Below are 21,113 nucleotides of genomic sequence, written 5' to 3'. Positions count from 1 at the left end.
AGACGATGGAAGACGCACGCGTCTCCGTCTTCGGCGTCCGGCACCTGTCCCCCGGAGGTGCTCGCCATCTGCTGGAATATCTGGATCGGGTCCGTCCGACGGCGGTATTGATTGAAGGTCCTTCGGATGCGACGGACAGGATCGCCGACCTGGTGCATCCATCGACCGTGCCTCCGGTAGCCCTGCTGGCGTTTACGGATGAAATGCCCGTTCGAACAGCGTTATGGCCATTCGCCGTATACTCTCCGGAACTGCAGGCGATGCGTTGGGCTGCCAAAAATGAGGTGCATTGTGAGTTGATCGACCTGCCATCCGGCGCAGCACTGGCGCTGGAAGAGCTGAAACAGAAATCGCTCTTGTCCCGTGGCAGGAATGGCACGACAGAGCAGGATGAAACGGCAGCATACGAAACGAAGGCAAACGAAGCGACCGATAACGGCGAGGGAGAAATAATAGACGGCGGTACTCGGAATGACAAACAGGCTGGATCCATATACGACCGGATTGCTGATCTGGCAGGCGAGCATGATTACGAAACGTACTGGGAACGCCATTACGAACATAATGCCAACCCGGAAGCATATCGGGATTCGATCCTCGCTTTTTCGGCTGAAATGCGCAGTCTTGGCGAAGAGCGGGAGCGGGCCGAGCAGGCGGAAGAGCACGCGTATAATCATGTGCGCGAAGCATACATGCGGAGGCAAATTCTAAAAACGATCGAAGCAGGACATGATCCCGAGAAGATCGTAGTGGTCTGCGGAGCGTACCATGCATCGGTTTTGGAGCATCCTGCCGGAGGCGCGATGAGTGATGAAGAGCTGGCGGCAATGCCTTCGCGCAGCTCCAAACTGACCCTGATGCCTTATTCATATTATCGGCTTTCCAGTCTGTCGGGGTATGGCGCGGGAAATCATGCTCCGCATTATTTTCAAATGATGTGGGAGGCCATGGAGGCGGGATCGCCGGAAGAGTTGCCGAGGTTGTACCTGTCGACGGCTGCCCGTTTGCTTCGGTCATCAGGCACGCACAGGTCCACCGCCGAAGTGATTGAGGCTGTGCGGTTGGCCGAAGGACTGGCTTCGCTTCACGGCGGCAGCATGCCCACGCTCCTTGAGCTGCGCGATGCGGCACAGACGCTTCTCGGTCGAGGCGAGCTGTCGGTGGTAGCCGAGGCGCTGGCCCGCCTCGACATCGGCACGGATATCGGCAGCTTGGCCGAAGGCGTTAGCCAAACGCCGCTTCAGGATGACTTGAACCGTGAGCTCAAGCGGCTTAAGCTCACCAAATACAAGAGCGCGGTGGCCGCGGATTTATCGCTTGACCTTCGCGAGAATCGCCGGGTTTCCTCGCACGAATCGGCGTTTCTTGATCTGAATCGCTCCGTTCTGTTCCACCGCTTGGAACTGTTGGAGATTCCATTCGCAAGAAACAATACCAATGGTGGCGATCGCGCGGTATGGGCCGAGGACTGGGTCATCCAATGGACGCCTGAGGCCGAAATCAGGGTCGTGGAATCCACGCTGCTCGGCGAAACCGTCGAGATTGCATGTGCGCATCGGCTGCGCGAAAAGCTGGAGGCCTGTACGTCTATTGCCGAAGCATCCCGGCTGATTGGCGTATCTGTCCGCTGCGGCATGACCGCGCAAATGGAAGACGGACGCCGCGTCCTGCAGGCGCTGGCTGCGGACAGCCGTGACGTGGCTCAGATCGCGTCCGCTGCGGCAGAGCTGTCGCGTATCATCGCGTATGGCGATATCCGGCGTACGGAAACGGCACCGCTTGTGCCGCTGCTTGAACAGTTGTTCTACCGCGGCTGCCTGTATTTGTCGGATGCGGCAAACTGCAACGACGAAGCAGCATACGCCATGGTCGCCGCTATGAGTGATTTGAACCGGATTGCCCAAGAACACGACGAAGTCGTTGACGTGCCTATGTGGTCGGCCGAATTGAACGAGCTCTCCGAACGGGATGACCGCAATCCCAAGTTATCGGGCTTCGCCTGCGCCCTGCTGCTCGAAAGAGGCGAGATGGATGCGGAGCAGTGCGCGGCCGAAGTTTCGCGGCGGCTTTCTCCGGGCATTCCGTCCGATCTTGGCGCAGGCTGGTTCGAGGGCTTGTCCATGCGGAACCGATATGCGCTGCTGTCACGCATGAGCCTATGGGAGCAGCTGAACGATTACATCAACTCGTTAAACAACGATGAGTTCAAACGGGCGCTAGTCTTTTTGCGCCGGGCATTCAGCTCCTTTTCGCCGCACGAAAAAACGATGATTGCCGAAACACTGGGCGAGTTGTGGGGCGTGAACGCGGAACAAGCGGCAGAGGTTTTAACCGGGGATCTGAAGGAGGAAGAGGACAAGATGCTGGACGAATTGAACGAATTTGATTTTGGGGACTTTTGACATGACGGATCAGGCGGAAAAAAGACAAGAACACTCCGTTTCCCGCTGGCGGTTGATTCTGGGCGAGGCGGCTCAGGAAAAGCTGGAGGGGTTGACCGGGGAAGAAGCGTTGCAGCTGACCGAAGAAGAAGCGATCATGGATGCCGCCCTGGCCGCCATTTACGATGATACCGATGGCAGTTCACCTGGCAACAGCTCGGGCCGAGGTGCCGGGGGAAGCGGAGCATCGGGCCGCGGGGCAGGCGGCGGCAGGGGGGCGGTTAATCTGTCCCGTTGGCTAGGCGACGTGCGCAGCCTCTTCTCGGAAGACGTTGTCTCGATCATCCAGAATGACGCGATTGAGCGCCGCGGCTGGAAGCAGCTGTTGTTTGAGCCCGAACTGCTTGCAACGGTCAAACCGGACATTCAGATGGTGGGCACATTGATGGCGCTTAAGGGAAAAATACCGGAAAAGACGAAGGAAACGGCACGCCTGCTCGTACAGGCCGTAGTCGAAGACCTGATGGCACGCATGAAGGAAGACATGCGGCGGGCCGTGACAGGCGCACTGAACAAGCGTCAGCATACCCCTCTCCCTTCGCTCAGCGGACTGGACTGGAAAAGGACGATCCAGCGCAACCTGAAGCATTATGACCGTGAACGCAGCATTCTCGTTCCCGAAAAGTTTTATTATTTCGACCGGGCACGACGAAATAAGGAATGGACCGTCATCCTCGACATTGACCAGAGCGGTTCGATGGCCGAATCGGTCATCTGGGCCTCGGTGACGGGAGCGGTTTTTGCAAGCATGCCCGCGCTGGATACCCGGGTCGTTGTATTTGATACGGAAGTGGTCGATCTGACGGAACAGTGCGCCAATGATCCTGTAGATATGTTGTTCGGTATTCAGCTCGGCGGAGGAACCGATATTAACAAATCGGTCGCGTATTGCGAGCCCTTTATTGAGGACCCGAAAAAAACGCTGTTCATTCTGGTCACCGACTTGTATGAGGGCGGCAACCAATCCGCTTTGGTGCGCCGCATGCGTGAAATGCGGGAATCCGGCGTGCGGACGTTGTGCCTGCTGGCACTGTCGGATCGCGGACGGCCATTCTATGACGAACGGCTGGCGAAGCAGCTCTCCCGTGACGGCACACCGTGTTTTGCTTGTACGCCCGGCATGCTTCCTGAACTGGTGGCAGGAGCGTTACAGGGCCGCGATATGAGCGAATTGGCGAAGAAATTGAGCTCGGAAAAAGGTTAAGCGGGATGGTGCATATGGGATCAGCCAGATTATTGGCTGGTCCTTTTTGCTAACGTTTGTTTTGGCTTGTCTCATCCCCTAACTGCATCATCAAATAGAGGACGACGCAGAAAATGAATGATTGACATTTCGTTCCATTTAAAGGTATATTGTTTGTGCAAACGTTTGCAATAATAAGGAGTTTGAAATGTGAGATTGCTTTAGAATTCCTTGGTTCAAGCAGGTTAATGGCACGAAAATTCATTGAAATTTGAACAAACGTTTGCGCAATAACAAAAAAAGGAAAAAGATCATCGCATTTCTTATGAAGGATGAACCGTGATTGCAAAAGGCGACCTAGCTCCATTAGCACGGATTGCGGGGATCGACAGAAAGGAGGGAAGATGGAACAGAACGGTTATGGAGCAAGGGGATAATGACCTGACCGCAAAGGCATATCATGCATATGCCGACTGTAGGACTGTTTAGGGTGAATTTTGCAAAGGATCAGATCAAGGGAGGTAAAACATGAAGTTTGTACGCAAGCTTGGTGCCATTCTTATGACATTACCGCTTGTATTTACAATACAGACATCGGCTGTTTTCGCTGAAATATCCGCAACCCACGTATATCACAATCATATGCCGAATTTCTGGGCTTACTATGACACGTCCACATACCATTCGGCCCCGGTGGGTTCTCCCATCCGTTATACGTATGACGGGCAGGTCGTCGACTTGAAAAACAATCCTCCAGCCAATTATCCGTATCATTTGCCCAGTGGAGCACCCATGCCGCATGATGATCTGGTGGCTTATTACACGCACCATGCCAAAACGGGAGCTTACTTGTCCTGGCCCTGGCAGGTGGCAAGCGACTTGAAAAACCTTTATCCTGCCGCGGGCATGCAGGTTACCATGTCAGGGTCGCTGCTCAATAACGTGAACAGTTTTATGTACACCAATAATGTAAACGGTTACAACAATGTGAATTGGGGCGCTCCCTGGAAAAATGCATACAACAATCTCAAAACAACCAACGGGGAGCGAACGATGGACCTCGTTCATTTCTCCGGGCACCATTCGATGGGACCGCTGGCGGGCAACGAATATTTGCTCAAGGATTTGATTTACCAGAATGCAGTGATGGCACAGCCTTTCTTTCTGGGGGATTCGTTTAAATCCTCGAAAGGATTTTTCCCGACCGAGCTTGGCTTCTCGGAACGGATCATCCCGGTGCTCGACAAACTCGGCATCGAGTGGTCGGTCATCGGCAACAACCATTTCTCCCGTACATTGAAGGATTACCCGCTGTTGAACGATCCCGGCAAAGATACGATGATCTCGCCACCGAACCGGGCCGACCTGCAGAACACCAGTGACGTTGGGTCTTGGGTATCCTCGCCTATGTTTAACGAAAAGCAGGTGGTCTACAACAAATATCCGTTTGCTTCCACGCCGCATTGGGTTCGGCATGTCAATCCGGAGACGGGTGAGGAGAGCCGAGTCGTAGGCATTCCCGTTGCCCAGGCCGAGTCGTGGGAAGAAGGATATCAAGGATCGGCCAAGGCGGATGCGCTTAAACCGTTCGAAGGTTTGGTCGACCAGAAGCAGTTCTTTGTCATCGCCCATGACGGAGACAACTCTTCGGGACGCGCAGGCTCCGAGGAAACATGGAGAAACGCGGCTAACGTGACCTATGCGCAGTCTGGCGTGAAGGGAGAGAGCATTAACGAGTATTTGCGCACAAATACGCCTGACGAGGAAGACGTAGTCCATGTTCAGGACGGCTCATGGATTGATACGCGAGACTCGTCTTCCGATCCGACCTGGTATCACTGGCGTCTACCGTTTGGTATTTGGAAGGGTCAGTTTGATGCTTTTAATCAAGCCACAGGCCTTGATCTGAAGCCTAAAAAGAATCTGGACGGCGTGGAAGAAGGCATGACGGTGTCGTTCGAATATGGATACCACTATCTGGAGCGTAACTTCGCTCTGGAGCAGGCTGCCCTCAATTACGCCAAAACCGCGGAACAGATATGGCTTGACAGCCACCCCAACCATTGGCAGCCAACGACGGCGCTTGATCACGAAATTACGTATGAGGGCAATCAGTTGAATCCATGGATGATGGCATATCCGGTCAAAGGAGACCCGGCCAACGATTACAGCGGCGGTGCCAATCCTGCCGAACTGAGCTGGTATTTTCTGCTGCCCGCGCTGGATTCCGGTTTCGGATATTACGACGAAAATGTCGATGACGGCGTGAAACCGACGCTCTCCTTCAACCAGTCGCTGTTTTTTTCCAAGCCCTATGTGAACAGCCAGCTGGCGGAGGATCGAACCGGCCCTTCGGTCTGGTGGCCGCAGCGTTATCCGTATAACCCGGGCAGCGCAAACGTCAGCAAAGCCGAAGGATGGACGCTGCACTATTTTGACAATACGTTCGGCATCTATACGTACGCTTATGATGTCAGCGGAATCCAGGATATCAAGGTAAAGGTACGCACGCATCGGGACAAAGAGGCGGATGCCCGGGATAATACGTTCCGCGTATACGATCCGGCGGGACTTCAAGCCGAAGGCGTGCCGAACATCGATCCGGACAAAGTCAGCGGGTGGACGGAATACCCGATGAACAAGCGGGATCTACAACCGGATATCAACGGCGTTGCCTGGCAGCCGAGCAGCACCGATATGTTCAAGCGAGTGCCTGCACAAGAAATCGGCGACCTGTACTACACGTATTTTAACGAGTTCCGGGATCAACTGGTGGACTATTACGTCGAAGCCGTGGATGAGAACGGAAACGTGACGCGCAGCGAGATTCAGACCGTTTACGTCGGCACAGGCAAGTACAGCAAGAACGCTGCCGGGAAAATCGTGGAGGATGCCGCAGGAAATATCGAGGGCACACATCCTTTCCTTGTCGTGGACACGACGCCGCCGGCTGCACCAACAGGGATTCACGCGTCCCGGGTTACGGATCGCAGCATTACTCTGGAGTGGGAAGTGCCCGAAGATGACGTCGGCGTGGAGTCATACGATATTTTCCGTGACGGGATCAAGGCCGGCAGTTCCGGAACTGCGAGCTTTACCGACACCGGTCTCACGTCCGAAACGGATTATGAGTACACCGTGAAGGCCATAGACAAGGCCAATAACAGCTCGGAATTCAGCAAACCGTTAAAAGTGAGAACGTTGGAAGCCGACACGCAGCCGCCAACCGCTCCTGCCAACGTGACGGTGAAGGCTGTTACCGCATCGTCCGTAGCGCTGGAATGGGACGCCAGCAGCGACAATTACGGCGTGGCCCGTTACGACATTTACCGTGATGGATTAAAGTGGGAGATAGCGCAAGCACTTCGTTTATGGATGCTGCGCTTTCGCCGGCAACCAGTTACACCTATACGATTCAGGCCGTCGATGCTGCCGGCAACAAGTCTCCCGTCAGTTTACCGGTAACGGCCCAGACGGAGGATGGAAACGTGGTTACGGTTTATTACAAGCAGGGATATGCTACTCCATACATTCATTATCGCCCTGCTGGCGGAACATGGACGTCTCCTCCCGGCGTGCAAATGCCTGCGGCCGAAATCACCGGCTATAACAAAATGACCATCGATGTAGGCTCGGCGGACGGACTGGAGGCCGTATTTAACAATGGCAGCGGCACATGGGACAACAATGGCGGGAAAAACTACATGTTCCCCTTAGGCACAAGCACATACAGCAATGGCAAAATAACGCCCGGTGCCCCTCAGGTGGACGCGACAGCGCCAAGCGTGCCGACAGGGCTCGCAGCTGCCTCTACCACGCCCCATTCCGTGACGCTGTCATGGAATGCGTCGACGGACAATGTCGGCGTGGTCGGTTATGAGATTTTTCGTGACGGAACGAAGGTAGGGAGCAGCGAAGCGACCAGTTACACCGATCAAGGGCTGCAACCTTCAACGACGTACCGATATAAGGTGATTGCCTATGATGCTGCCTCCAATCATTCGGAAGCCAGCGAAGAACAGGGCGTTACGACGGATGAAGCTCCGCAGGGCAATAGCGTAACCATCTATTATAAGCAAGGATACGCGAATCCAAATATTCATTATCGCCCTGCAGGAGGGACGTGGACGACACCTCCCGGTGTAGCCATGACGGCGGCGGAGGTTCCCGGTTACTATAAGATCACGATTGACGTAGGAGCCGCATCGGGATTGGAGGCCGTGTTCAACAACGGCAGCGGCACATGGGACAACAATGGTGGGAAAAACTATATGTTCCCGCTTGGCAATAGTACCTACCATTCGGGGAACATTACTCCGGGTGTGCCGTCCGGAGCACAGACGGCTTACGGGACGATCCCGTTCGAGGAACCCTTGGCTTTGGCAGATCAAACAGAGGTATGGCGTTTGCACAGCCGGAAGAGCGCATAGCAGCTATAAAGGAGCGGTAAAGAAGCAGCGTTTTGAATAAACGAGCCGCTTGTGGTTTCAAGACGCTATATCAAGTAAGAACCTTTGCTCATCGTCAGGGTGAGCAGAGGTTCTTTGTGCCTGTCGGTTGACAAATATTGTTGTAACCGATATAGTTACATTATGAAGTTTGAACATAATATGATTAGTATATTCCATCCCAAACGTTAAAGGAGAGATCATGATGAACATCGGAATTATCGGAGCAACGGGCAAAGCCGGCAACTTCATTTTGGAGGAAGCCAGAGCAAGAGGGCATGAAGTCACCGCAATCGTGCGTGATGCATCCAAGCTGCAGGACAAAAGCGTGAACGCATTGGAGAAGGATGTGTTCAGCCTGACTTCCGAAGATGCCCAACGTTTTGACGTGATCGTCAACGCGTTTGGTGCGCCTGCTGGCAAAGAGCATATGCATGTAGAAGTGGGACAAGCCTTGATTCAAATTTTGAAAGGCGCGCCAAACACCCGGTTGATCGTTGTCGGCGGTGCGGGCAGCCTGTTCACGGACGAGTCCAAGACGCAGCGTCTTGTCGATTCCCCGGGATTCCCGGAAGCATATAAAGCGACCGCGTCGAACCAAACGCAAAACCTCCAGGATCTGCAAGCTTCCACAGGTATCCAATGGACGTTTCTGAGCCCGGCAGGCTTCTTTAATCCGAAAGGCGCTCGCACTGGCAAATACCAGGCAGGCCATGACGTTATCATGGTTAATAGCGAAGGCAACAGCTATATCAGCTATGCTGACTATGCAATCGCTCTGGTGGATGAGATCGAGAATGCGAAACATGTTAACGAGCGCTTCACCGTAGTCGGCGAAGTAAAGTAAAGTAAAGTAAAGTAAAGTAAAGTAAAGTAAAGTAAAGTAAAGTACTTCCAGCTATATATAATCAAACAGCCTTGGTTCGGATATTCGAGCCAAGGCTGTTTGATTCATCGTGAGATCACACAATATGGGGCATCTGCTGTTTAGTCAATGAAGCCTTCCAGCATGATGGTCGGCATCATGTTGGATTGCCATGCTCCCTTGCCGTATCCGCCATTGTAGCCCGGAGTGGCTTGCGGCTCCCAATAAAACACCCCTTTGCCTTTGCCGTTAGGAAGGTTGCGGAATTGGTTTTTCATGGCGGCAACGAAGCTTTTGCCTGCGGCAGGCTGATTGTTGTCCATGCCGATTTCGGAAACGATGATTTCTTTGCCGTAACGGTTGATCAGGTCTTTGGCGTTGTTCACGGCATTGGTTACTGCAGTATTCCAGCCGGAAGCGGATGGGTACAGGGACATGGCGATCATATCGAAGTTGGCGCCATTGCTGATCAGCCCGCCGATGTTCCAGACGTACAAGGCGTTGTCATCCCCGCCGGCGAGGTGAACGATCGTTTTGGTGTTGGCGCTCATGGATTTGACGGCATTATGGCCGGTATTGACAAGCCAGGCGTAGTTTTTCATGTTCACCGACGCTTTGCCGTCTTCCCACAACATGCCATTGCTCGTTTCGTTTCCGATCTGCACCCAGTCGGGTGTCACGCCTTTGCTCTGCATGGCCGTCATGACCTCGCGCGTATAATTCCATACGGCATCCATCAATTGCTGGAACGTGTAGTTTTTCCACGCGGCAGGTTTGGTTTGCTGGCCCGGATCGGCCCATGAATCGCTATAGTGCAGGGTGAGCATCACGCTCATGCCTGCGTTTTTGGCACGTTGGGCCAGCGCTGCGGCGCGATCTTTGTTCAGGTACCCGTTTCCGTAATCATTTGAAGGATTCACGAAAACGCGGATACGAACCGAGTTGATTTGATAGTCGTTTTTGAGGATATCGATAATGTCGCGCTGCACGCCGTTTTTATCTTTCCACTTATACCCTTGTGCTTCCATCCCCGGAACCCAACTGATGTCGGCCCCTTTGGCAAAGCTTGGCGCTGCATCGGCATGCTGGCTGGCAGGCAGCCCGATCGAGGTGAACAGCAAAGCAAAGACCAATACGATGGATATTTTGTAACCCCTTACAAATCTCGGCATTCAAATATTCCTCCCTGAATATTAGGATGAGTTGCACCCTCATTATAGTTGCCTAGGGGCATCTGCCTACAGGGTCCATTTCCAATATTTTGGTTGTTTTTGCAACAAGCTTGCGCTGGCACGCGTTCTCGGACATGAAAAAAGACCGTCCGAAGACGGTCTTTCTACCCGTGGCGCTATGTGAAGCCTTGATCCGTATCCCGCGCCTTCAACCATTCAACTTAATTTGAACGGCTGAATCGGGTAAGGGACACGTTCAACATGGAATAACTAATGTTGACGCACCTCCTTTCCTTGTGAGACGAGTATACATCACGGGCGCTTAAAATGCCAGCACTTTTTTGCTTTTTTTTACAATTGCGCAAAATTTTATTTCTCGGTCTGGAACATCGTCATGTCTCGTGCAAAATGACTCTTCGTGCCGTTGTCGTTGCGAATTCGTACGCTTTCGTCGCTGATGCGTTCCACGATGCCGCGGCCCACCTCGCAATATACGCCTGCGGGATCTTCCTGCCATGCCGTTACCGTACACTGGGAAAGCGCAGCCGCAAAAAATTCTATATTTTTATGCAATGTTCTGGGTTTGTTGGATTTCATGTTAAACTCCTTCTTATATATAGATGCGATATGAATTCGGAGGATTTCCGAACAAAAAAATGCCGGCTCAAGCGATTCTGTACATCACTTTACCTTGTCTGCCTCCCTTTGTAAAGGGATGGAAAAAGTCACCGAGATGCGGTATGATTTACGTAAATTTTACACTGATTTTACACTGCGATGACGCTTGCTGCCAATCACGAATAGTACAATTATAACAAGTACATGTAACATTGATGGATATGCAACACATTCGGAGGCCAGACATGCAAAGAGATATCAAAACAGGCAATTATGTAAACCGCGATTTAAGCTGGGTCGAGTTTAATCGGCGCGTGCTGCAGGAGGCACAGGATCCTGAAACGCCTTTACTGGAACGATTGAGGTTTTTGGGAATCGTCGCCAGCAACCTGGACGAGTTCATGAGTGTCAGGGTAGCGGAAACGAAGGAAAAGATCAAGGCCGGGTTTACGCAAAAGGATTTTACGGGGTATACGCCTTCCGGTCTGTATCGGCGATTGATCAAGCGCATTGGTGGAATGGTATCCGAACAATACAAAACCTATCGTGAATTGATTCGTCTGCTCGCCAAAAAAGGCGTCGTTCTTCAGGAATATGATGACTTGAATGTGACGCAGCAGCGCGCCATGGATCAATATTATCATGACATCATTTTTCCAGTGTTAACCCCAATGGCAGTGGACCAAAGCCGTCCTTTCCCGCTGGTGCATCATAAATCGGTGTATTTGTCGGTGCTTCTTCAGAAGGAAGAGGAGAGTGAGGGCGAGCCCTTATTCGCGATTATTCAGGTTCCTTCCAATCTGCCGAGGGTCATTCAAGTGCCGCTGCGTGCAAACAGCAAAAAGAAAACGTTCATTCTGATCGAAGATCTGATCAAGCATCATATGACGACGCTGTTCAGCGGGTTCATTCCGCTGGCAGTGCAGGAGTTCCGGGTCACCCGCAACGCGGATCTTTCCATTAATGAAGAAGAAGCTGAGGATCTGCTCGAAGCGATTGAGAAAGAATTGCGGCGCAGACGCCGGGGGGCACCCGTCCGACTCGAAATCTGCACGGATTTCCGGCCAGACGCATTGGCCGAGCTGCAGGAGGAGTTTGAGATCGAGGACCCGGTATTCGAAATCGATGGACCGCTCGATCTCAGCTTCCTCTCGGGGTTCGTGGACAGCATTGAGGGCTTTAGCCATCTGAAGTATAGTCCCGTGCAGCCGATCTATCCGCCGGAATTTTTGCCGCGGGAGAGCCATTTCGAGTTGCTGCGCAAGCGGGATGTGCTGGTCTATCACCCGTACGAGTCGTTTGAACCGGTCACCGACTTCGTCGTTGAAGCATCGGAAGATCCAAGAGTGATGGCGATCAAGATGACGCTGTACCGGGTAAACGGCGATTCTCGCCTGATTCCGGCCTTGGCCCATGCTGCAGAGAGCGGCAAACAGGTGACGGTCGTGGTTGAACTGAAGGCACGCTTCGATGAGGAGCGGAACATTGCCTGGGCCCGCAAGTTGGAGAAGGCAGGCTGCCACGTCGTGTACGGGCTTGTCGGTTTGAAAACCCATGCCAAGATCATTCTGGTCGTGCGCAGGGAGCAAAACGGCTTGCGTCGTTACGTGCACGTGGGGACGGGGAATTACAACGAGAGTACGGCGAAAGTATATACGGACGTAGGGCTGTTCACCTCCAACCCGGTCATCGGGGAAGATGCCTCCGAGTTGTTCAACGAGATTACCGGATATTCCGGGCCCAAATCGATGAAAGCTTTCCGCGTGGCACCTGACGGCATGAAAGATGAATTGTTTGCTTTGATCCGCAGGGAGAAGGAGCATGCTCTAAAAGGGCGTCCGGCACGGATCATCGCCAAGATCAACTCGCTGTCGCACCAGGATATGATCGACGAGCTCTATTTGGCCTCCCAGGCCGGCGTGCAGATTGATCTGATCGTCCGAGGCGTATGCTGTCTGCGTCCCGGCGTCGAGGGATTGAGCGAAAACATTCGCGTCATCAGCATTGTGGATCGGTTCCTGGAACACTCCAGATTGTTCTACTTTGAAAATAACCGGAATCCGGATGTGTATATATCCAGCGCCGACTGGATGACGCGCAACCTGCAGCGCCGGATCGAGCTGATGTGTCCCGTATTCGATCCGGATTTGAAGCGGATGCTTGTGGAAATTTTGAATTTGTCGCTCAGAGACAACGTGAAGGCGAGAAAGCTCTTGCCTAGCGGCAATTACGTGTTTGTGCAAAACGAAGAACCCCCGCTGAGAAGTCAGACGGAGGCGATGGGCATCATTCCTTGGAAGCCGGAAGAATCGAATATGCTGACGTGATTTTCCATGCGTCTTCCAGATCCTTCATGGCATCTTCCAAACCTTTCAATTCGAGTAACGGCTCGGCTGTACAGGTGAAATTCATCTGCAGCGAGCCGTTTTTTTGCGTTGCCGTCATGGACGATATACGCCCGGCGCGATGAATGACTTGGGCTGCTTGCACGATGGAGCCAAGATGGTGCGCATGGTGATCGTCCGATGCAAGCAAGATGTCCTTGTGTTTTTGCAGCAGTTGATTCGTTCTTTTCTTCGGATGATAGTCGGCGACCAATGCGGATAACACGGTTTCCCGGTGTGAAAGTCCGTAAATGCCGGCATTCATGATCCAATATGCAGAGTGCTGGCTGTATCGGAAGTAATTGATCTGTTTGCCGGCGCCATGCAGCATCGAGGCCACGTACAAAATGCGGTCATCTTCGGGCGACGGCTCCTTGCCGTATAAAGCACGGTACAGGGTAAGAGAGTCCTCGTATACGCGTTTCAGCCGATCGGTTGGCATAGCTGGACCGAAATGAAGGAAATTGCGGACACTATCTTCCAGTGCCGTCGGCGCCAAGGGATAGAATGGAGCCAGCAAATCGCGTAAAATTCCGTCGCGCAAGCCCGCTCCGCTGACGACGTAACGGTCTCCTTGAATCAGTTCGAATACCGTGCGCAAAATGATGATGCCAGGCACGATGATATCGGCCCGGTCTTTGGCCAATCCCGGGATCTTTTTACGCTGTGCCGAGGTCAGCTGCGGCATGGACTCGTACATGGCATCCATCGCCGCAGCGCTAATCTCGTAATGATGCGTGACCGGCAACGAATATTGCGTCCGCTTCTGCTCCATTTTGGCAAGTGTACGCATGGTACCTCCCAGGCCGATCAGGGGAAGTCCGGCGTATTGGCTTATCCATTCCTGCCCGCTGAGGGCCTGGACGATTTCGCTGCGCAGGCTTTCGATATGGCTTTCCGTCCAGCGGTCTTCATTCCCGTAGCGGGCATGGGAGTTCACGGCACCGATGGGCAAAGAGATGCTATGCAGCCGTTCCCGATTGCGGAAAACAGAAATTTCCGTGCTGCCTCCGCCGATATCGACGACGTACCCGTCGTTCAGGCCAATCGACTGGATCACTCCGAGAAAACCGTAATAAGCTTCACGGTCTCCGGATACGCATTCGATTTCAAGCCCGGTTCCCTCCTCCAGCCACCCGATGATCTGATCGGCGTTAGCTGCATTCCGAATGGCTGCCGTAGCGGCTGCGTGAATTCTGCTCGTGCGAAATGCGTCACACGTTGCCTTGAATTGCTGCAGTACAGTCATGGCGGTGTCCAATGAAGAACGCAAAATCCGTCCATCTTTTTCAACCACGCTGCTTAATCTTGCCGCATATTTATCCTCATGAATGATTCGATAAGCGCCTTCTGCATCCATCTCATAGATGACGAGGCGAATGGAATTGGAGCCGATGTCGATAATGCCGAGAGTTCCTTTTTGATTCATACTTATCTCCTTCTACGCAGGGTGATCTATCCAAACTGCAACAGTGCGGCCATCGCTCCGGACGAATCCGGAAGCGGGGAGAAGGGTGTTGTCAGCATGACAACAACGATGAACGTGATAAAACAAGCGAACAAAATACAGCTTACGGCGAATCCGCGATTCCGCTTTTGGATGAACAGCCGTACTCCCGTAACAAAAAGCAGCACGGTGACAGCCAAGAGCACAATAAACATGGCGACATAGGCGATGCCGTACAATGACTTGAAAAACGATTCCATAATGAACGCTCCTTCGGTCCTCTTATTGATCCTATTACCCATATATTCTTAAGTAGCATATTACAGATTAAAGCGTTTGAAAAGCAACGTGACGCAGGCGGCGAACAAACTGCACTTGACCTTCGGACAAACAAGCCCATAAGGGAACGGCCCCCAAGGAAATGGGTCCTGGCCTTGGACAAACATCCAAGAATGGGAGGTTTCTGCTGAGTATGTATAAGGAAGGACCATTGTTCACGAAAGGAGATCAATCATGTCGAGACAACTTGCAAGCAAATGGTTGAAAACAGAAACGCTGTTGAAGTATCCGGCTGCTGCTGCGCACATCCCCCGGACCGTAGCGTTCAATGCCCCGAATTTGCGACAGATGCTCCGAACGTATGGAATGGTATATGTGAAACCGATCGTGGGGGCAGGGGGCTACGGCGTCATTCGGGTGTCCGCACACGGGGGCGTATACCGTTATAAATATAAGAGAACGACACGTTCTTATTCAAGCTACAAAAGGATGTACCGTTCGCTTTTGCGGGTAAAGGCTAAACGAAAATATTTGATTCAACAGGGTATTCACCTCGCTACCATTCATGGAAGAGCCGTGGACTACAGGGTGAAGGTCGTCAAAACCGAGCGTGGATGGACGTTTCGTTCCATGGTGGGCCGATGGGCCCGGCGCGGCCTGTGCGTGACCAATCTGAGCAGGGGTGGAACTATGCTAAATGGAAGAACGGCTTTGAAGCACTCCTTGCCGCATGTGTCCACTGCACGAAAACGGCGGGAAATGCGCTTGCTTACACTGACCTGTACCCAAATCATGGAGAGCCGCTTTCCAGGAATAGGAGAGCTTGGATTTGACTACGGCCTGGATTATTCAGGGAAAATATGGATTTTGGAAGTGAACACCAGACCCCAATAAAACGCATGAAAAGCTTAAACAAATCCGAATGCCAGCCGATAATAAAAGAAAGCAGGTCAGGATCAGGTCAGGTTTAATCCGCGGTGCATAGGGTAATAAGACGTATCGGCCTGTAAAACTATGAATCATGCAAAAAATATTTTTTAATATATCGCCTATCGTTATATCCACAAATCCTGTGCATAAATTCTGTCCACATTATCCACGTTGGATAGTCAACATTCTTGCCATTTATCAACAAACTATGCACAGGATTTCCACAAATTGTTGTGGATAACAGAACGCTTGTTCTCTTTATGGATCTCTGATATGATAGTTTCGAGGAAAAAAAAGGAAAGGTTGTGGGTGGAAATGGCTATGTTATCCGATGAGATGTTATTGGATTCTTACCATCAAGCGATTGAGCTCAATCTCGAGAGAGATTTCATCGCCCTGCTCTTGGCTGAAATCCATAAGCGCAAACTGGATACCAATGCTTCTGCCATTCTTCACTAAAGAACTCCTCACTGCAGGCAAGGCTACAGGTTTCCGGATATGTCCCATAGAGGTTCGGACCATAACGTACGGGTCTGGCAATGGTCGCAGTACAGCACATGTATGCAACCGCTTCCTGCCTCCTCCGCATCGCCGGTAGAAGTGATGCCGGAAGTATAGGGGCTGTAAGGACCGGTGTAATCGTCCAATTTGCCGCATTCCGACAGCCCCTGAAGGCAGTGGGGACAAGCCTGCGCCGGAACAATAAGGCCATTACAAAGCGGGCATATATAAGACAAGGGTATCCCTCCTGAAGGATAAGATCGTTGTTCAGGAGTAAGATACCCTTTTTTGTGTCTTTTATGAAGGGGCTTGACAGCCGATTAACGCTTCATGTTGCTGCTGTGTCCCGGAGACAATTTCGCATCCGGATCAAAGTATACTTTGGCATTGTTGACGGCGGTAGGCGCTTCTCCGAAACCTACGGCGATCAGCTTCAGCTTGCCCGGGTAGGTCGTAATGTCGCCGGCAGCGAAAATGCCAGGAATGGACGTTTCCATCCGGGAATCCACGACGATGGAATTGTTTTCGATGGTGATTCCCCATTCGGAGATCGGTCCAAGCGAGGAAACGAATCCAAAGTTGACAATGACGTCATCGACTTCAATCTCTTGTGTTTCTTTGGTTTTGACATGGGACAGCGTGACTTTGGTAATGCGGTCGTCACCGTGAATTTCCGAAATTTCGGTCGGCGTCACGACATTGACTTTCGAATTCATCAGGTTTTCGACACTATGCTCATGCGCACGGAATTTATCCCGCCGATGAACGAGCGTCACTTGCTCGGCAATCGGCTCAAGCATCAGCGCCCAGTCTACCGCAGAGTCGCCGCCGCCGCTGATCAGCACTTTTTTGCCGGCAAACGCGTTCAGATCGCTAATGAAATAATGAAGGTTCGTTTTTTCGAACTTGTCCGCGCCTTCGAGTTCCAGACGGCGAGGTTCGAATGCGCCGACGCCCGCAGTAATAATGACGGCTTGGGCATGGTATTCGTTTGCATCGGTTTTGACGATGAAGTGGCGCTCGTCCTTTTTCTCGACCGAAACGACTTTTTCCTCCAGACGAATATTCGGGTTGAAGTGGCTCATCTGCTCGATCAGATTATTTACCAGTTCCTGTGCAGTCACTTTCGGGAATCCGGCAACATCATAGATGTATTTCTCCGGATAGAGTGCGGCCAGCTGTCCGCCCAATTGCGGCATGCTCTCTACCAGCGTAACGGACGCTTGGCGCATTCCGCCATAGAACGCAGCGAACAATCCCGCAGGTCCACCGCCGATAATAAGCAAATCGGTCATCTCATGACCGTTCGTTTGTGCAGTCAACAATCAACAACACCTTTCTAGTTTATATAGGTAGTTACCGAAAAAAAATGGACGGATCGAACCGTATCCGTACGCGTAACTGAATATCCTTCTCAATTATAAACGTTGAAAACGGGGTTGCAAAGTTGCGTATTCGCTGAATATGGGAATAATTGATGAAGATCCGGTGAGAAAAGGATGAAATTGGAAATGAAAGGTTATGAAAAGTGGCAAAAAAGCCTTGATATTTACTAGGATTACAGCTATTCTTGTCCTGTACTATGTGTTTTTTTGTCAGAATCCTTTCCTTTTTGGCGGAGGAGGACAGCATCCATACTTTAGGCATACATGTGTCCAATTTCACAGTTGAATTGCGTTGCAATGAGCGTGCGGCCCTCCAACGGGACAAATATAGATTCGAAACGATTCTTTCATATTATGCATGCGATTCCACCGAACGTTTAACACGGATGCATTCCGCAAGCGGAGTTTGGATGAATGTAGAACGTAAAACGTAAAACGATTTCCTAAAAACCATCAAACTTTTTCGACTTTACATTTGTTGTCATAATGGATAAGACCTGTTCAATAGTTGTAAGTAAATGCAAGTTGCAGCCATTCAGACATATGGTGGATGCAAGCGAAACCGGAAGGGGTAAAGACATGAGCAGCATTCCCAAGATCGTCATCCTCGGGGCAGGGTATGGCGGAGTATTGACGGCCCAGAGGCTGCAGAAAGAACTGAACTATAATGAAGCCGACGTCACTTTGGTGAATCGGCATGATTATCATTATATTACGACTCACCTACATATGCCGGCAGCAGGCACGGATACGATCGAAAATTCGCGGGTGTCGATTTCGAAGCTGATTGACGAGTTCAAAATCGACTTGGTCAAATCTTCCGTCAAGGAAATCAGACTTCAAGATCGCAAGGTCATTCTGGAAGACGGCACACTTTCCTATGATTATTTGATTATCGCGCTTGGCGGGGAACCCGAGACGTTTGGCATTCCGGGCATGCAGGAACATGCGATGACCATTCGCAGCATCAATTCGGTCAGATTGATTCGGGAGCATATCGAATATCAGTTTGCATTATATAAAAGCGACAATAAAGCTAGCCGGATCCAATTTGTCGTCGGCGGGGCAGGATTCAGCGGCGTCGAATTTGTAGCAGAGCTTGCCGATCGCATTCCGAAATTATGCAAGGAGTTCGACGTGAATCCCAAAAAAGTGCGCATCTACAATGTGGAGGCTGCCCCGTCGGCGCTGCCGGGCTTTGATCCCGAACTGGTTGAACATGCCATGGGCGTGCTGAAGAAAAAAGGCGTCACTTTCAAAATCGGCGTTCCGATCAAACAATGTTTGCCGGATGGCGTCATTGTGGGCGAAGGGGAAAAAATCGAAGCTGCAACCGTGGTATGGACCGGCGGCATTCGTGGCAATGGATTGTTGGAGCAGGCCGGACTGGAAGTGATGCGGGGCCGCGTGAAGGTGGACGAATTTTTGCGTGCGCCCGGACATGAGCACGTTTATGTCATCGGCGACAATTCGATCGTATTTAACCCTGAAGGCAGACCGTATCCGCCTACGGCCCAGATCGCAATGCAGCAAGGCGTCAACTGTGCCAAAAACATCGTGGCCGACATTCGCGGCAAAGCGCCGCAGTCTTTTGCATTTGCCAGCAAAGGTACGGTAGCTTCGCTTGGAAAAGGAGAAGCCATCGCCGTGGTCAACGGCAAGAAATACAAGGGCTGGAAGGCGGCTCAGTTGAAAAAGCTGGTGGATCTTCGTTATCTGTTCATTATTGGAGGCATTCCTCTCGTGCTGAAGAAAGGACGGTTTTTTGGATGAGACATTGCAGTGTTCAGGTTCGGGGATTGCTGACGCGTGATGAGCTTGACCGGTACAACGATCTGATGAAGGTCGGCGGCTATCTGGAGGACCAAAATCAGTACGACCTCGCCTACATCGTGCAAAAAGAGGTCGACATTCTTATTTTGCCTGCCATCGAGCGATTGAAGGAGAAGAGCCGGGACAGGGACCGTGCTACAGCCGAATTTTTGGAATCGTTGAAAGCGGTAGACGCCGAAGATGAATAGCATAGAAAGAAAGCACCGATCAGGCATCCGGGGATGGATGTTGCTCGGTGCTTTTTGGTCTTGCTTTGTGCCTTGGATTGGACGAGCGCTGCTACAGCTTCAGCATGTCTTCCATCGAGCTTTCGTTCAGCAAGCTTCCCACATAAAAGGAACCAAACTCGCCGTAGCGGGCGCTGACTTCGTCGAAACGCATTTCGTACACGAGCTTCTTGAATTGGAGCGCATCGTCCGCGAAGAGCGTAACGCCCCATTCCCAGTCGTCGAAACCGACGGAACCCGTGATGATCTGTTTTACTTTGCCGGCATAACTGCGGCCGATCAGGCCGTGGCTGCGCATCAATGAACGGCGCTCGTCCATGGACAGCATGTACCAGTTGTCGGCCAGGTCCCGTTTTTTGTTCATTGGATAGAAGCAAATGTATTGTTTTTGAGGCAATACCGGTTTGAGGCGAGCGACGATTTCCGGATTTTGCATCGGGTCACCACCGTCTTTGCCCAGGTAGTTGCTGAGCTCGACCACGCTTACATAGGAGTAGGCTTTGGTTGTATATTGGGCAAACATCGTTTTGTTGAACGCGTTCTCGACGGCTTTCAGATCTTCCAGCGTCTCGCGCAGATGCATCATGACGAAATCGGCTTTTTGCCCGACGATGGTGTATACCGCGGTGCTTCCTTTGGAGGATTCCTCAACGTCCTTCCACTCTTTCCAAAATTCCTGCAGCTCGTCCAGCGCTACGGCGCGTTCCTCATCGTCGGCTGCTTTCCAGGCTGCCCAGTTAATCGACCGAAAATCGTGCAGGGCATACCAGCCCTCCAGCGTTGATGCTGCTTCGTTCATTGACTTGTTCCTCCTGAGGTTTATATTTTCCGAATCCCGCGAACGGGACGGGTTAGTGACAATACCGTTTTCATTGTATCCCAATCGGAAGCGGAAGGGCAAATGATTCGCGGCAAACAAAAGGGGATTTTATCCAGAAAGTTCGTTGCTTCGCCACATTTTTTACGGTAAACTAACTACGAACCGGAAGAGATGCCCAAGAGCGGAAGGAAGAGGTGAACGTCGCCCGATGCAGTTTATCCCTGTGCTGGTGCTGATGGTTTTGTTTTTTGTAATGATGTTTGGTATCGGTTTCATTTTGAATATGTTAATGAAAACGACATGGTTTCCTTCCTATCTATTCGTGATCGTGATTTTGCCTGTCGTGGTTTATTCGCTATGGGATCATGCGAGCACCCTCATGTCTCATCTGGCTTCATTCCAGATCGTTGACTATCTCACGGGTGTGGCCGGCCTGGCCGGAGCCGTCATCAGCGGCTGGGCTATTCGGAAACTCAGGCTTGGCGGTTACAAAATGTTTTGAAACAGACAGCAGTTGGTTTGATGCAACAGCCGTTAAATAAGGGGAGCCTTGTGCCTTCTTTTCCGCTTTTTGCGGAAT

At 51.7% G+C, this 21,113-nt stretch carries 18 protein-coding genes; 11 read left to right on the top strand and 7 right to left on the bottom strand.

Annotation, left to right across the window (positions count from 1 at the left end; all coding sequences use genetic code 11):
• Window positions 1–5: 5 nt before the first annotated feature.
• The 5 genes from SNR34_RS25935 (at window position 6) to SNR34_RS25915 (ending at window position 8,919) form a co-directional block, all read left to right on the top strand.
• Window positions 6–2,402, top strand: a complete 2,397-nt coding sequence (locus SNR34_RS25935; RefSeq protein ID WP_486182515.1) for a DUF5682 family protein — start codon at window positions 6–8, stop codon at window positions 2,400–2,402.
• Between the two features lies 1 nt (window position 2,403).
• A complete protein-coding gene (locus SNR34_RS25930) occupies window positions 2,404–3,645 on the top strand; it encodes a VWA domain-containing protein (protein WP_236414660.1) in 1,242 nt (413 codons plus the stop codon).
• A gap of 507 nt (window positions 3,646–4,152) precedes the next feature.
• A complete protein-coding gene (locus SNR34_RS25925; RefSeq protein WP_486180517.1) occupies window positions 4,153–7,089 on the top strand; it encodes a fibronectin type III domain-containing protein in 2,937 nt (978 codons plus the stop codon).
• Entirely contained in the window at window positions 6,996–8,054 is a 1,059-nt protein-coding gene (locus tag SNR34_RS25920; RefSeq protein ID WP_486180516.1) for a carbohydrate binding domain-containing protein, read from the top strand. The genes SNR34_RS25925 and SNR34_RS25920 overlap by 94 nt, the downstream gene beginning before the upstream one ends.
• A gap of 223 nt (window positions 8,055–8,277) precedes the next feature.
• On the top strand, window positions 8,278–8,919 hold the full coding sequence (locus SNR34_RS25915; protein ID WP_486180515.1) for an NAD(P)-dependent oxidoreductase: 642 nt from the start codon (window positions 8,278–8,280) through the stop codon (window positions 8,917–8,919).
• A 140-nt stretch (window positions 8,920–9,059) separates the two neighbouring features.
• Here SNR34_RS25915 and SNR34_RS25910 read toward each other — a convergent pair whose 3' ends face one another.
• Window positions 9,060–10,109 (bottom strand): glycoside hydrolase family 53 protein, encoded by a 1,050-nt coding sequence (locus SNR34_RS25910; RefSeq protein ID WP_486180514.1) that lies wholly within the window; start codon window positions 10,107–10,109, stop codon window positions 9,060–9,062.
• Between the two features lie 369 nt (window positions 10,110–10,478).
• Entirely contained in the window at window positions 10,479–10,706 is a 228-nt protein-coding gene (locus SNR34_RS25905) for a hypothetical protein (RefSeq protein ID WP_236414653.1), read from the bottom strand.
• A gap of 266 nt (window positions 10,707–10,972) precedes the next feature.
• Between SNR34_RS25905 and ppk1 the strand changes: the two genes are divergently transcribed.
• Window positions 10,973–13,054 (top strand): polyphosphate kinase 1, encoded by a 2,082-nt coding sequence (gene ppk1, locus SNR34_RS25900; protein WP_236414651.1) that lies wholly within the window; start codon window positions 10,973–10,975, stop codon window positions 13,052–13,054.
• Here the strand turns inward: ppk1 and SNR34_RS25895 are convergent.
• On the bottom strand, window positions 13,014–14,540 hold the full coding sequence (locus tag SNR34_RS25895; protein ID WP_486180513.1) for a Ppx/GppA phosphatase family protein: 1,527 nt from the start codon (window positions 14,538–14,540) through the stop codon (window positions 13,014–13,016). The genes ppk1 and SNR34_RS25895 overlap by 41 nt on opposite strands.
• A 26-nt stretch (window positions 14,541–14,566) precedes the next feature.
• On the bottom strand, window positions 14,567–14,818 hold the full coding sequence (locus SNR34_RS25890; protein ID WP_236414646.1) for a hypothetical protein: 252 nt from the start codon (window positions 14,816–14,818) through the stop codon (window positions 14,567–14,569).
• A gap of 250 nt (window positions 14,819–15,068) precedes the next feature.
• Between SNR34_RS25890 and SNR34_RS25885 the strand changes: the two genes are divergently transcribed.
• Window positions 15,069–15,731, top strand: a complete 663-nt coding sequence (locus tag SNR34_RS25885; protein ID WP_339278478.1) for a YheC/YheD family protein — start codon at window positions 15,069–15,071, stop codon at window positions 15,729–15,731.
• A 351-nt stretch (window positions 15,732–16,082) separates the two neighbouring features.
• Window positions 16,083–16,226 (top strand): sporulation histidine kinase inhibitor Sda, encoded by a 144-nt coding sequence (gene sda, locus SNR34_RS25880; protein WP_236414644.1) that lies wholly within the window; start codon window positions 16,083–16,085, stop codon window positions 16,224–16,226.
• A gap of 23 nt (window positions 16,227–16,249) precedes the next feature.
• On the opposite strand, the gene SNR34_RS25875 is transcribed toward sda, so the two are convergent.
• Both SNR34_RS25875 and SNR34_RS25870 read right to left on the bottom strand, forming a co-directional pair.
• A complete protein-coding gene (locus SNR34_RS25875) occupies window positions 16,250–16,504 on the bottom strand; it encodes a hypothetical protein (protein ID WP_236414642.1) in 255 nt (84 codons plus the stop codon).
• Window positions 16,505–16,588: 84 nt separating this feature from the next.
• Complete coding sequence (locus SNR34_RS25870) at window positions 16,589–17,590, bottom strand: NAD(P)/FAD-dependent oxidoreductase (RefSeq protein WP_486180512.1); 1,002 nt, start codon at window positions 17,588–17,590, stop codon at window positions 16,589–16,591.
• A gap of 642 nt (window positions 17,591–18,232) precedes the next feature.
• Here SNR34_RS25870 and SNR34_RS25865 point away from each other — a divergent pair.
• Window positions 18,233–19,426: an NAD(P)/FAD-dependent oxidoreductase gene (locus SNR34_RS25865; protein ID WP_339274451.1), complete on the top strand. Its 1,194-nt coding sequence runs from the start codon at window positions 18,233–18,235 to the stop codon at window positions 19,424–19,426.
• Window positions 19,423–19,674: a hypothetical protein gene (locus tag SNR34_RS25860; RefSeq protein ID WP_236414639.1), complete on the top strand. Its 252-nt coding sequence runs from the start codon at window positions 19,423–19,425 to the stop codon at window positions 19,672–19,674. The genes SNR34_RS25865 and SNR34_RS25860 overlap by 4 nt, the downstream gene beginning before the upstream one ends.
• A gap of 91 nt (window positions 19,675–19,765) precedes the next feature.
• Here SNR34_RS25860 and hemQ read toward each other — a convergent pair whose 3' ends face one another.
• On the bottom strand, window positions 19,766–20,512 hold the full coding sequence (hemQ, locus tag SNR34_RS25855; RefSeq protein ID WP_236414638.1) for a hydrogen peroxide-dependent heme synthase: 747 nt from the start codon (window positions 20,510–20,512) through the stop codon (window positions 19,766–19,768).
• A gap of 229 nt (window positions 20,513–20,741) precedes the next feature.
• Between hemQ and SNR34_RS25850 the strand changes: the two genes are divergently transcribed.
• A complete protein-coding gene (locus SNR34_RS25850; protein ID WP_236414637.1) occupies window positions 20,742–21,035 on the top strand; it encodes a YuiB family protein in 294 nt (97 codons plus the stop codon).
• Window positions 21,036–21,113 lie beyond the last annotated feature (78 nt).

The sequence above is a fragment of the Paenibacillus sp. XP01 genome, assembly GCF_057364885.1.
Note: the sequence above shows the minus strand (reverse complement) of the source record. Positions and strands in the feature narration are given on the sequence as shown.